Source organism: Spiroplasma endosymbiont of Villa modesta (assembly GCF_964030925.1).
Lineage (GTDB): Bacteria > Bacillota_I > Bacilli_A > Mycoplasmatales > VBWQ01 > Spiroplasma_E.
The window spans coordinates 1810346-1822758 of the sequence record NZ_OZ034992.1; the positions used below are offsets into that span (position 1 = coordinate 1810346).

The 12413-nt window shown below is 20.7% G+C and carries 20 protein-coding genes; 4 read left to right on the plus strand and 16 right to left on the minus strand.

The window, feature by feature from the left end; all coding sequences use genetic code 4:
* Positions 1-30: 30 nt before the first annotated feature.
* The 4 genes from atpE to upp all read right to left on the minus strand — a co-directional run bounded on the left by atpE (position 31) and on the right by upp (position 2221).
* Complete coding sequence (gene atpE / locus AAHM89_RS11590) at positions 31-324, minus strand: ATP synthase F0 subunit C (RefSeq protein WP_281749185.1); 294 nt, start codon at positions 322-324, stop codon at positions 31-33.
* 26 nt (positions 325-350) lie between these two features.
* A complete protein-coding gene (locus AAHM89_RS11595) occupies positions 351-1157 on the minus strand; it encodes a F0F1 ATP synthase subunit A (protein WP_342266424.1) in 807 nt (268 codons plus the stop codon).
* Entirely contained in the window at positions 1158-1310 is a 153-nt protein-coding gene (locus tag AAHM89_RS11600) for a hypothetical protein (protein ID WP_338975744.1), read from the minus strand. It abuts the gene before it with no gap.
* 257 nt (positions 1311-1567) lie between these two features.
* Entirely contained in the window at positions 1568-2221 is a 654-nt protein-coding gene (gene upp, locus AAHM89_RS11605) for a uracil phosphoribosyltransferase (protein ID WP_425289653.1), read from the minus strand.
* A 440-nt stretch (positions 2222-2661) separates the two neighbouring features.
* Here upp and AAHM89_RS11610 point away from each other — a divergent pair, with 440 nt between their 5' ends.
* Positions 2662-3069: a hypothetical protein gene (locus AAHM89_RS11610; RefSeq protein WP_342266425.1), complete on the plus strand. Its 408-nt coding sequence runs from the start codon at positions 2662-2664 to the stop codon at positions 3067-3069.
* A 70-nt stretch (positions 3070-3139) separates the two neighbouring features.
* Here AAHM89_RS11610 and AAHM89_RS11615 read toward each other — a convergent pair whose 3' ends face one another.
* The 6 genes from AAHM89_RS11615 to AAHM89_RS11640 all read right to left on the minus strand — a co-directional run bounded on the left by AAHM89_RS11615 (position 3140) and on the right by AAHM89_RS11640 (position 6104).
* A complete protein-coding gene (locus AAHM89_RS11615; protein ID WP_342266426.1) occupies positions 3140-3412 on the minus strand; it encodes a hypothetical protein in 273 nt (90 codons plus the stop codon).
* Between the two features lie 76 nt (positions 3413-3488).
* On the minus strand, positions 3489-3734 hold the full coding sequence (locus AAHM89_RS11620; RefSeq protein WP_342266427.1) for a hypothetical protein: 246 nt from the start codon (positions 3732-3734) through the stop codon (positions 3489-3491).
* An 82-nt stretch (positions 3735-3816) separates the two neighbouring features.
* On the minus strand, positions 3817-4227 hold the full coding sequence (locus AAHM89_RS11625) for a hypothetical protein (protein ID WP_342266428.1): 411 nt from the start codon (positions 4225-4227) through the stop codon (positions 3817-3819).
* 20 nt (positions 4228-4247) lie between these two features.
* Complete coding sequence (locus tag AAHM89_RS11630) at positions 4248-4514, minus strand: hypothetical protein (protein WP_342266429.1); 267 nt, start codon at positions 4512-4514, stop codon at positions 4248-4250.
* A 399-nt stretch (positions 4515-4913) separates the two neighbouring features.
* Positions 4914-5522 carry a hypothetical protein gene (locus AAHM89_RS11635; RefSeq protein ID WP_342266430.1) on the minus strand — a complete coding sequence of 203 codons (609 nt, stop codon included), beginning with the start codon at positions 5520-5522 and terminating at the stop codon, positions 4914-4916.
* Positions 5523-5558: 36 nt separating this feature from the next.
* Positions 5559-6104: an L-threonylcarbamoyladenylate synthase gene (locus AAHM89_RS11640; RefSeq protein ID WP_252319343.1), complete on the minus strand. Its 546-nt coding sequence runs from the start codon at positions 6102-6104 to the stop codon at positions 5559-5561.
* Between the two features lie 240 nt (positions 6105-6344).
* On the opposite strand from AAHM89_RS11640, the gene AAHM89_RS11645 reads away from it, so the two are divergent.
* Positions 6345-6635, plus strand: a complete 291-nt coding sequence (locus tag AAHM89_RS11645; RefSeq protein WP_252319341.1) for a hypothetical protein — start codon at positions 6345-6347, stop codon at positions 6633-6635.
* Between the two features lie 1192 nt (positions 6636-7827).
* Here the strand turns inward: AAHM89_RS11645 and AAHM89_RS11650 are convergent.
* The 4 genes from AAHM89_RS11650 to AAHM89_RS11665 form a co-directional block, all read right to left on the minus strand.
* Complete coding sequence (locus tag AAHM89_RS11650; protein ID WP_339045908.1) at positions 7828-8235, minus strand: transposase family protein; 408 nt, start codon at positions 8233-8235, stop codon at positions 7828-7830.
* A 23-nt stretch (positions 8236-8258) separates the two neighbouring features.
* Positions 8259-8681 (minus strand): transposase family protein, encoded by a 423-nt coding sequence (locus tag AAHM89_RS11655; protein ID WP_339045912.1) that lies wholly within the window; start codon positions 8679-8681, stop codon positions 8259-8261.
* An 83-nt stretch (positions 8682-8764) separates the two neighbouring features.
* Positions 8765-9292, minus strand: coding sequence for a hypothetical protein (locus tag AAHM89_RS11660; RefSeq protein WP_342266431.1), 528 nt, complete (start codon positions 9290-9292; stop codon positions 8765-8767).
* Between the two features lie 47 nt (positions 9293-9339).
* Positions 9340-9486 carry a hypothetical protein gene (locus AAHM89_RS11665; RefSeq protein WP_342266432.1) on the minus strand — a complete coding sequence of 49 codons (147 nt, stop codon included), beginning with the start codon at positions 9484-9486 and terminating at the stop codon, positions 9340-9342.
* A gap of 96 nt (positions 9487-9582) precedes the next feature.
* Here AAHM89_RS11665 and AAHM89_RS11670 point away from each other — a divergent pair, with 96 nt between their 5' ends.
* Both AAHM89_RS11670 and AAHM89_RS11675 read left to right on the plus strand, forming a co-directional pair.
* The gene (locus AAHM89_RS11670; protein ID WP_339045912.1) at positions 9583-10005 is read left to right on the plus strand and encodes a transposase family protein; all 423 of its coding nucleotides are present in this window, start codon (positions 9583-9585) and stop codon (positions 10003-10005) included.
* Positions 10006-10028: 23 nt separating this feature from the next.
* A complete protein-coding gene (locus AAHM89_RS11675; RefSeq protein ID WP_339045908.1) occupies positions 10029-10436 on the plus strand; it encodes a transposase family protein in 408 nt (135 codons plus the stop codon).
* A gap of 707 nt (positions 10437-11143) precedes the next feature.
* On the opposite strand, the gene prmC is transcribed toward AAHM89_RS11675, so the two are convergent.
* Both prmC and AAHM89_RS11685 read right to left on the minus strand, forming a co-directional pair.
* Positions 11144-11983, minus strand: coding sequence for a peptide chain release factor N(5)-glutamine methyltransferase (gene prmC / locus AAHM89_RS11680; protein ID WP_342266433.1), 840 nt, complete (start codon positions 11981-11983; stop codon positions 11144-11146).
* 26 nt (positions 11984-12009) lie between these two features.
* On the minus strand, positions 12010-12411 hold the full coding sequence (locus AAHM89_RS11685; protein ID WP_342266434.1) for a hypothetical protein: 402 nt from the start codon (positions 12409-12411) through the stop codon (positions 12010-12012).
* Between the last annotated feature and the right edge of the window lie 2 nt (positions 12412-12413).

The window sequence follows — 12413 nt, forward strand, 5'->3', positions numbered from 1 at the left end:
AATCACCTACTTTTTAATATTTTTAATACCTTATGCTACAAATATTAAAATTAGAGAAACAACTAATCCATAAATAGCACCTGATTCGGCAATAGCTGCACCAATAACAAATTGTGTTCTAATTTTAGATTCTACTTCAGGATTACGAGCAACCGCTTCAACAGCTTTACCAGCAGCAAAACCTTGACCAATTCCACTTCCTGCACAAGAAATAGTTGAAATTCCAGCTCCAACAAACTTTAAATTCATCAATCCATTAGGATCAGCTGCTAAATGATTAAAAAAATGAAAGACATGTGTCATTACTGTTGTTAATAATTCCATAATAAATAAATTCTCCTTTTTGTGTTTTATTTTTTTTCCATAATTGAACGTTCGGTATAAATTTCTTCTTCATGATTTATTGCTTGTTGTTTACGAAGTTTTTTTGGTAATTTAATAGTAAGTTCTCCCTTATGAGAACTTCCTTCCTCCATTTGTAACTTCCAATAAACAAGAGTTAAGGTGCCAAAAATTAAGGATTGAATACTTCCAGCAAATAAATCAAAATAAATATGTAAGAATGGTCCAATTACACCAATTAATAAATTCATCTGACCAATAATTGGGATATTACTTCAAATATTAGCAGTTACCCCATAAAGCATTGCCAAAATAATACTTCCACCTAAAATATTACCAAATAAACGAAAAGATAAAGAAATCAAAGGTGCAAATTGAGTAATTAATTCTAGAGGGTTAATAATAAATTTTTTAAAAAATAAAAGTTTCTGAAATTTAATAGCAATATAATATATTCCAATAAAAGTAACTAATGCCATTGATAAAGTAACAGTATACATTGATGACTGTGGTTCAAGACCAATAATTGATAATCAATTACCAATTAAAATATAACCCATTACATATAACAAATAAACTGTCAGGTTTTTATACTTTACGTCAAGAACATCAACAACAATTTTTTCAACTGATTTAATTATTAATTCAACAACTAAAACAATACCTCTTGGATCTTCATCAGGCTTCATTCGTTTTACTTTATAATAATAAATATAACTAATAACACTGATAAAGACTGTTGTTATCAAAATTGTTACCAATTGTGGCATAATTTGTAAATAATTCCAACTTTCCAATCCAGCTAAAGTTTCCATTTAAATTCCTTCTTTTAAGTTATTTTTTTGATATACACATAATGTTGCAGTAATAGTAGCAACCATTAATATTGACATTCCGGCAATTATAGTAAAAATATTAGCAAAGTTAAAGAAAATATTCAAAACTATAATTGAACCATAAATTAACATTCTTAATAAGAATCCAAAATATGCTAAGGTTTGTTTTAAATGTATTCCGCTGGTTAATCATTTTGACGATAAATATAAAAAGCATAACCCAATCATACTTCCTATAAAACCAATATTAAATCCAGCAATTAATAACCAATGGTTTGTATTAATTATAACAGTTATAATTAATCCTACATTAATTAATAATCAGTAGCATAACATTGTAAAAAGTATTGAAAGAAAAAGGTTATTTCTAATTTTTTCCATTAAAATATTTATTTAGTTCCAAAAATTCGATCACCAGCATCACCCAATCCAGGTACAATATAACCATCATCATTTAATTCTTTATCCAACGCTGCTAAAAAAATCTTAACATCAGGATGATTATGATTAATTTTCTTAATAGCTACTGGTGCTCCTACAATGGAAACTAAAGTAATATTTTTAAAACCTACTTTTTTTAATTCTTTAATAGCAGCGTCAGCAGTACCACCAGTAGCAAGCATTGGATCTAAGATAAATACTAATGCATCACTTATATTTTTAATATTTTTGGGATATTTAAAAAAATATTTTTGTGGTTTTAAAGTTTCTTCATCACGATAAAGACCAACATGACTAATAATTGCATTAGGTACTACATACTCAAATCCATTTGTCATCCCTAATCCTGCTCTTAAAATCGGAGAAAGAATGATTGTCTTGGTTAATGTTTTACCAATAACTTTAGTAATGGGTGTTTCAACTTCAATTTCATCAAGAGGAATATCTTTAAATACTTCATAAGCCATTAACGTTGCAATTTCGCTTAAATTCTCTTTGAAATCTTTTTTTTGGGTTAAGTGATTTCTAATTCTTGTTAATTTATCTTGTATTAAAGGATGATTAACAATAAACAGATTTTTACTACTTTCCACTAAAAACACTCCTTTATCTTTAATGCGTATATTTTCAATAATTTAAAATATATACTAATATGAAATTTTACGCCTTTTAATTTATAAATCAATAAAATAACAATAAAAATAACGAAAAAAGATAAAAGATTTATTCAAAAATTATTTTTTTAATTGTTAATAACATTCTTATAGTTCAAAATTAACTAAATAAAAATATAATTTATAAATTATATTTTAATAACTTTGTTTTTATTTTAAAAAATTATAATCTAAAATATAAATTCAATAAATTTCTTTTATTGATATAGAAAATTATATATTTACAATAAACTATTAATAGTAATTTTTGTCTTATTTTTATCAAAAAAAATCTTATGTTAAAATTAAAAGATAAAACTTCATACAAGTTTTTAAACTATTATTTTAATTTTAAAATAAATAGTTTTTTTATTTTGAAAGGAGAAAAAATGAAAAAAATTCAAAAATACTTTACATATACAGGTGGAATATTAGGTGGTAGTGCAGCGCTAAGTGGCATAAGTTATTTTTATTATGATTTAATTTCAAAAAATAAGGAAGCTTTATATGATCCAGAAGCAGGAATGGCACTCTTTGGAATAATGGTTAGTATAACAGGTTCAACTTTTATTGGAGCATTTTTAGGTTCTAAACTAGGGTATGGAATTAGCACTTCCATTTCAAATATTTATGATAAATGTTTTCCAACAAATATTTCTGATATTAATGTTGAAAGTAATAACGAACAACAAATATCTGAAAGAACTCCATTATTAAGAAATAACGATATAACAAGTATTAATAGTGAACAATTACCAATAACTAATCAAAATCATTGTCAATTAACTTTTTCATAAACTTAATAAAAATAAATGTTGGTAATTTACTAACATTTTTTATTTATGATTAAATAACAATAAAAAAAAGTTACTGTTTAACACCCATTTTTTTCATTTCTTCATATAACCTATTATTATTTCTATTATTTCATGTACCAAATTGATGATTAAAAGAAGTAAGCAAAGGATAAGAAAACCCAAGTTCTACTAATTTTTTAATACATTTAAAATAATCTCCTTTTAATGGTAAAACAACTTCAGTAACTTTCTGTTTTCATGGTTGTTTATATTGAATACCACTATAAATATCATTTAATTCAGGAACAATAAAAGCATAAATTCCACCAACACCAACTTCCATAAAATTATGTTTATTTGGATGAGGATATTCAAAATTTTAATATGCAAAACCAAATGTTCTAATAAATTACAATAAACTAATCGATCAGCATATTGATAGGCAAATGGTGACTTTTGAGCTCATTTGGGAGTAGATAACAAATTGCTTTATCTTCATCAATATGATGAATATATAAACCTTCTTTTCCCCTTGTTATTCCTTGTGATTTCTTAGACATTGTTGCATCTGAAAAATAATTTTTTGAAATACATCCATATTTATTTTTTAAAAAATTACAAACATTTTCATAATTCATTGTTAATAATTTTTCTACTTCTGACATGCTTACCCCATACTATACTACTTTATTTTTATGATAATAATGAAAATCAAGTTTTCTTTTTTATTACCCAAAATAATATAAATTAATCTTTAACAAAAGCTAAGACAAAACTAAAACTACCATGTAATAAAAAATGATAATCATCTTCAATAGCATTAACATTAATATGAACATCATCAAATGTTTTAATAGATTCTGATAAAGTATGACCTTCTACATTAACAATATAGTCACTATCTTGTTTTGCTGTTGCAACAATAGCATTAATTTTACTTTCAATTAATGATAAACAACGTAAAGCAATTGCTTCACCAAAAGTAGTGGTATTAATTTTAATTTTTTCTTCTTGCTTATCAATATTAACATTACTAATGTCTTTAACTTTTGGTACTAATTTTACACAAGCATTAAAACTACCTTTTAAAATATTACTATTATTTGAAGCAGATACATTAACAGCAAGTGATTCAAATTTATCAATTTTAGCATACATATCATTATGATTAACAATTGTTATTTTATAATCGGTTCCATTTTCTGGTTTTTTCCTTCTGGAACTAATTTATTAATTTCAGTTTGTACTTTAGTTTTAAATTTAATTAAAGCTGTATTATAAATATCTTTATTTAATTCAACAGGAGCATTAGTAACTTCCATATTAATATTACTAATATCAACATATTTTTGATTTGCATCATTTACCTTATCACATGCAATAAGTGGTAAAGAAATAATGCTCGTTAAAAACATCGTTTTAAATACTTTTAATATTTTTCTCATAGTTTTTCACCTATTATTCTCTCGAAAAAACTAATCTTCTTAGTTTTTAGTTTTAACTTTATATTTCTTAATTATTTTTGATTATTAACTTATTATTATTTTGTTTTCTTGAATATTTTTTATAACTATTTGTTCCAATAAAAATATAGTAAATTAAAATATTAATAGAACCTATTAATACTGATACTAAACCAAAATATAACAATAGGCTAACCTTAAAAGAAGAAAAAGAAAATATAATTCCTAAAGTAATTAAAAAAAAGCCAGTAAATTGAATAAACTTTCAAGTATTAAATTTAAAGTGTTTTTTTGCCATAATTTTGCTCCTAATAATATATTTTGTATAATTATATCATTTTCACAAAAAAAGCAAAATTTTTAATTACTAAATAATAATTGTTATAAACTAATAACATGAACAGCAAAACTAATTGCTTTTTCATATTTATTAAAAAGAAAAAATAAACGTTTATTTTGAAAATTAATTTCAATACCAATATATTTTTGTTTATTTTTTATATAATTATTTTTTTCTCAAAAAAATGTAATACTTTTAACATTAACTAATGGTATTATTTGTAGTTCAAAAGAATCAATAAAATAAAGATTATTTCGTGAAATTAACAAGTCTATTTGATTTAAAGGTATAAAATCTGATGATTTGATAAGATTAATGTCTTTAATTTTATAACGTAAAAATAATTTTTTGGCATCACTATATTCAGTTTTTAAAAGAATATTTTGGCCAGAAATCTTATTAAGATCTTCATACTTTCCCAAAATGACTTTGTCACTATAATAAATATCTTCTTTAATTTTTTCTATTGAAACTGGTAATTCTTTAGTATTTATTTTTTTTAATTTTAAGTATTTATATAAAGTATTTATATCTTCAGTAATTTTTAATATTTTCTTTTGTTTATTTTTTTTAATTAATAAAATTAGTGCAATTAATAAAATCAATATTGTTGTGCATGCAATAATAATTAAAATTATTCATCAATTCATAGTATTATCTCCTTTTTTAATACTGTTATCTAATTATTATCTAATAATTTTATCATTAAAACTATTAAAAATAGTTGATGGTTTATTTGTTAAAATCTCACCTGCTACTCTATACCTTAAGTTAGGCAAGTTTATATTATGATAATCGTTAATTGGTTGTTCATTACTTAAATTACAACTTGTAGCTACTAAAGGCCCTGTTAATTTAATTAATTTTTGAATAAAATGTGAAGCACTAACTCTAATTGCTATTGTCTTTTTATTTATTCAATATGATGTGTTTAAACTAGGTTGTTTTAAAACTATAACAGTAACTTTACCAGCACTAAAATTATTTATTAAAAATGACTGCAATTGATCGCTAATTATACCAATGCTTTTAGCTTGTTCTCAACTAGCAACTAAAATTGGCAGTTCTTTAGTATAATCACGTTTTTTTATTTGATAAATTTTATTAATAGCTTTGTCATCATTAAATTTACAAACAAGACCATAAATTGTATCTGTTGGTAAAGCAACCACTTCGCCATTAGCAATGATTTGACTAATTTCTTTAATTTGATTTTGCTGTAAAGTTATCATGAAAACACCACTATAAATTTTAACTAAATTATACACCTATTATTTTAAATATAATAGTTGTTTCAAAATAATGAATAAAAAAGTTATAAATGATATTTGTAATTTAAAATAAACCTTAAAATTACTAATTAAAGATTGGAAAATCATTCATTAATGGTTTAATAAACATCTTAATTTAATATAGATTAATATTTATATTAGATTTTAATTAAATTAAATATAGAAGGAGAATCAAAAAATATGCCCAAAAGAAAAATAGGAATACAACATACTAATGAAGAAATTGAAAAAATAAGAAAAGAAATTGAAGATAATGATAATAAACCATTTATAATAGAAACAATTTGTATTCAAAATATCATTGAAAAAACAATTGATAAAAAATTTAATAATAATGATTTTACAAAAATGATTTTTCCCAATAAAGAATTAGATAGCACTATAAAAAAAGAAATTATAAAATTAGAAACTCAATTTAAAGATGCAGAAATAGATTATATTAAATTTAATTCTCATTTACCAAAAATATAATGAAAGTTAAGATTTATCTTTCTGGTGATGTTAAATAATCATTATTAAATTTATTAAAAATAAATGATTTTATATTTATTTTTTATTTATACTATTAATTTTATATAAAAAACATCTTTGACAATAAGTTTAAAGATGTTTTTTATATAAAAATGTAAGGGAAATTAACATTAAATTATCATGATTGATTGTATTATTTTATATATATGACTAATACTTTTAATATTAGTATTAATCATTTTCTTAAATAAAGAAAGTCACAAATTGATTCAATTATAATTTTGAGTATTGTTTTTATTAGTAAATAAAATGAAAATAAAATGAATTTTAAATTTGTTTTGAAATATCAAAGGGTTTTTTATATATAAAAGGATAATAGGGAACTCGTAATTAGGGATAGGTACTAATTGATTTATTAATAATATTTTTTCATAAATATGACTTTTAATTATAGAACATTCATCAATATCTAAAAATTCTAAATTTAAATTATATTTTTTGATAAATGTTTTTTGAAATGCTCACAAAATAGATTTAATACTATAAAATTTTTCTTGGATATAAAAATTAAATACCACAATTGAATATTGAATTCTTTTTAACATTACTCATTTTATTTTTTCATTAATATTTTTTTCTAATTCATAATTTCATGAATTTTCATTAATATTAATGACAGAAATATTCTTATATTTATCTAAATTATAATTACTATAGATATTTACCTTTTCAATTAATATACAAGGTTTTTGATTTAGTAAATGAAGCTTAAAATTATTACTTAAGTTATTTTTTAGGGAAATAATTAAAATATTAGGGAAATTTACTTTTATAAATGAAGTTATTTGAATTTTATTAGCATAGGAGTCATCAATTAAGAATATATATAAGGGAATGTTTCAGTTCTCATTTGCTATAAAACTTTTATGAAAAGTAATCATTAAAAATTTATTTTGTAAAAGATTAAGATTGGGAAAATAATTATTTTTTGGACATATTCCGTAATTAAATTTAATTAATTGTCAATAAAATTGTTTTAAAACTATTTAGTGTTATTGAATATAGAAATAAATATTTTTTGAAAAAATAGTTTAAAAAATGAGTTTACATTTTAAACAAAAAATTGTTAATAATATTTTTATATTAACTCGATAAAAATTTAAATTTTAAAAAAATATTTTTAATATTTTTTTTATTTTAATGGTTTTATTTTATTAAAAATTTCACAAAGTAAGTTAAATCTTAAGTACATAAGTCTAAATTTAGATTTTCTACATTTATTTACTAAAATTTTGAATCTTTTCAATCAAGCAAAGACATGTTCAACTTTAATTCTAATTTTAGATACAATCTTATTGTATTTTCTTTCTTGTTTAGTTAATTTTTTATTTTTAGTTCTTTTAATTGGTATTATTGTATTTTTATAAATATTTTGTATACCTTGATATCCTAAATCACCAATAATTATTGTTTTTTCTGAAAATTCAAGATTTGAATTTTTTAATATTTGAAAATCATGCACTTTACCATTATCAGCAAAAATATCAACAATTTTTTTATTAAAAAAATCATATACAATTTGAAATTTTATAGAATACATTCAACTTTTACCAGAAAAATATTCTAACTGTAGTTTTTTTTAGTTGGTCTTTCAATTTCAATCTCAGTTGAATCAATTAAATAAAATTGAAATTCATTTGAATTTTCTTGTTTTTTATCAATTTTTAATTTATATCTTTCTTTTAAAAATTGGTAATCTTTGTGGTTACTAAGTTTATTTTCTACTCAAGTAATATTTCGAAAACAACTTGATGGGCTCATTTTAGATTTAATACTCATTTGAAAAAAAGTATAATATTCTTTTCAGTATAATAAAGTCATCATTAATCTTTCTTCTACTGAAAGTTTATTTTTTCGACCTTTATTTTTTTCTAATTTTTCTATTTCAATTAATTTTTCTAACATTTCATTAAAATGAAAACGTTTTATACCAAAATATCTGTAAAATTCTTCATTTTTTAATTTTTTTAAATTTTCAAAAATCATTTTTATCAACACTTTTCTAAATTTATTGTTAATAACAAAATTATAAAATAAATTTTAAAATTATTAATTGACTTTTAAAAAATTTAATTACGGAATATGTCTTTTAATTGCGAATTTATAATAAAAAGGAGTTGTTGCCCTCATTGGTAGTCACTTTCTATTTTAAAAGTATCATCCAAGGCAAAACTAATATCACTATAATAATTAAATTGTAATTTAAATCAATTATCACTAAGAAAACTATTCAAATTACTTTTAAAAGTATTTGAATATAAAGACACCTGATATTCATAAGTAATAAAAGAAAATATTTTTTGAGTAATGTTACTAATTTCTGAAGTTATATTTGGAAATAATTGACTGTCAACTTTAATATTAAGTAAACAAATGAAATTAAAATAATTGGTTTCAAACTTATCAAACTCGATAGCAAACTCTTTAGCAATTATTAATCTAAAATGTTCGACTTCTTTTTTTATACTTAAGTTTAAATTAAATTCAATTTGTTCATCTTTTTCAAGAAAAAAATTAAGTTTAATTTTTCGTACATGAATTGTTAAAAATCATATTAGTTGATCATCATAATATTTTTTATAACCGATATTGATCATTATAATTTCTATTTTTTTGTATATATAGGTTAGGACTTTATCATTAGTTAAGAGATTTTTTTATCTTTACTAATAAGTTTTATAATAATAATAATAGCGGTTATAAATCTTAAATGTCATTCGTAACCATCTAATTGAAACCCTTTATTATGTTCAAATTTTAATTTTAATCTTAAATTTTGTTCAAAAGACATATTCCGTAATTATTTTTTTGAAAAATCAAGTAATAATTTTAAAATTTATTTTATAATTTTGTTATTAACAATAAATTTAGAAAAGTGTTGATAAAAATGATTTTTGAAAATTTAAAAAAATTAAAAAATGAAGAATTTTACAGATATTTTGGTATAAAACGTTTTCATTTTAATGAAATGTTAGAAAAATTAATTGAAATAGAAAAATTAGAAAAAAATAAAGGTCGAAAAAATAAACTTTCAGTAGAAGAAAGATTAATGATGACTTTATTATACTGAAAAGAATATTATACTTTTTTTCAAATGAGTATTAAATCTAAAATGAGCCCATCAAGTTGTTTTCGAAATATTACTTGAGTAGAAAATAAACTTAGTAACCACAAAGATTACCAATTTTTAAAAGAAAGATATAAATTAAAAATTGATAAAAAACAAGAAAATTCAAATGAATTTCAATTTTATTTAATTGATTCAACTGAGATTGAAATTGAAAGACCAACTAAAAAAAACTACAGTTAGAATATTTTTCTGGTAAAAGTTGAATGTATTCTATAAAATTTCAAATTGTATATGATTTTTTTAATAAAAAAATTGTTGATATTTTTGCTGATAATGGTAAAGTGCATGATTTTCAAATATTAAAAAATTCAAATCTTGAATTTTCAGAAAAAACAATAATTATTGGTGATTTAGGATATCAAGGTATACAAAATATTTATAAAAATACAATAATACCAATTAAAAGAACTAAAAATAAAAAATTAACTAAACAAGAAAGAAAATACAATAAGATTGTATCTAAAATTAGAATTAAAGTTGAACATGTCTTTGCTTGATTGAAAAGATTCAAAATTTTAGTAAATAAATGTAGAAAATCTAAATTTAGACTTATGTACTTAAGATTTAACTTACTTTGTGAAATTTTTAATAAAATAAAACCATTAAAATAAAAAAAATATTAAAAATATTTTTTTAAAATTTAAATTTTTATCGAGTTAATATAAAAATATTATTAACAATTTTTTGTTTAAAATGTAAACTCATTTTTTAAACTATTTTTTCAAAAAATATTTATTTCTATATTCAATAACACTAAATAGTTTTAAAACAATTTTATTGACAATTAATTAAATTTAATTACGGAATATGTCCAAAGAAAAAGTTATTCAAGTAAATAATGTCTTTTTTTAAATTATACTTATTTGTGTTACTTATATTGATAAGTCACTCACTACTTAAATATTTTTTTGTCATACACATATTAAGAACAAATTACTCATTCTAACAAAAGGATATTCATTGGATATGTGGATAAACTGTGTAAGCAAAGTATTTATTGCTATTATTTCATTGTCACCATTAATTACAAAGTAATCTTGCTTTCTGGAAATATTACAATTACTAATTTTTATTAACATTGTATTAATAAAAGTAATATTTCTTTGTAAAGTTCGAAATGTAACATTAAATTTTTCCATTAGAAATGCTATATTAACCGAACAAGAATACTGAAAATATTTTAATATTTCAATGATACGCCACATTAAAACTGCCCCCGTTATCCTAATTGAAAGATTAAATGAGATTTTCCTTTTCAAAAAATAAAATAGTCACCTTTTGAGTCACAAAATTATTGTTCTTAAATTATTTTTATATGTTATAATGCTTGCCAAATAAATAGCATTCTTCATTTATTATTAATATCTTTAATAAATTTGTAATTATATTGTGATAAATACTTTTTAATAAGAATAGTTAGTGCTTCTTTTTGATCAAAACCAAATTCAAATGCTAATAAAAAAGATTTTTCTAAAACTGCATGACATTGTTGAAAAATTACTTCGTAAAAATATAATCCTTTATGATCAGCAAATAAAGCTAATTTTGGTTCATATTGTAAATTATGTTTTGAAAAAGTATTTGCTGTCTCATCAATATATGGTGGATTTGAAACAATAATATTAAATTTATGATTTTTAAGATTTGTAAATATATCGCTTTCAACAAAATTAATATTTTTTAGGTTAAAATTATCATTATTAATCTTAGCAATAGTTAATGCATCTTTACTAATATCACTTGCTACTATATTTCAATTAGGTTTCTTTAACGCTAAACTAATAGCAATAGCACCACTGCCTGTCCCTAAATCTAATACTTTTAAATTATCATTATTAAAAATGTTTTGCGCATAGACAAAAACATTTTTAACTAGTTCTTCAGTTTCATTACGAGGAATTAATACTCTATTATCAACAACAAACTTATGATCAAGAAATCATTGATAACCAATAATATATTGTAAAGGATAACCAGCAACAAATTTTTTAACTAGTTGTAAATATGATTCTAAAAAATCTATTGCTATTGTTTGACTAAGATTTGCATATAATCAAGATAAATCTTTATTAATAAACTTTAATAAAATTATCTTATTAATTTGTTCATTTTTTTTATTAATTTTTTTTGCTAATAAAAGATAATCTCTATAAGTCATTAATTTATACTCCAAAAATAAATATTTTATTGAAAATTAATAAATGAATTATTATTTCTTGAAGTTTTTTTTATTAAATTATTAACAACGAGAATTAAAACAATAATACTAAAAATAAATAAAAAACTAATTGTTAATAAACAAATAATTGGAAAAAGAATAATGTAACTACAAATACTAATAATAAAACCAAAATTATTAATATTATTACCATTAATATTTCGTAAAAATTCTAAATTTTTTCATAATAAATAATGAAAAATTAAACTAGATGCACTAGCAAATCATAATGTTAAAACTAAAAATAAAATGTGAATAATACCATTACTAAAAGTTAATGTAATAAACGTTCCTAATGTCGCATATAAAAAAATAACTGATATTAAAAACAAAATTTTTGTTCTAGAGTCTAAAATCTTAAAATCCATAA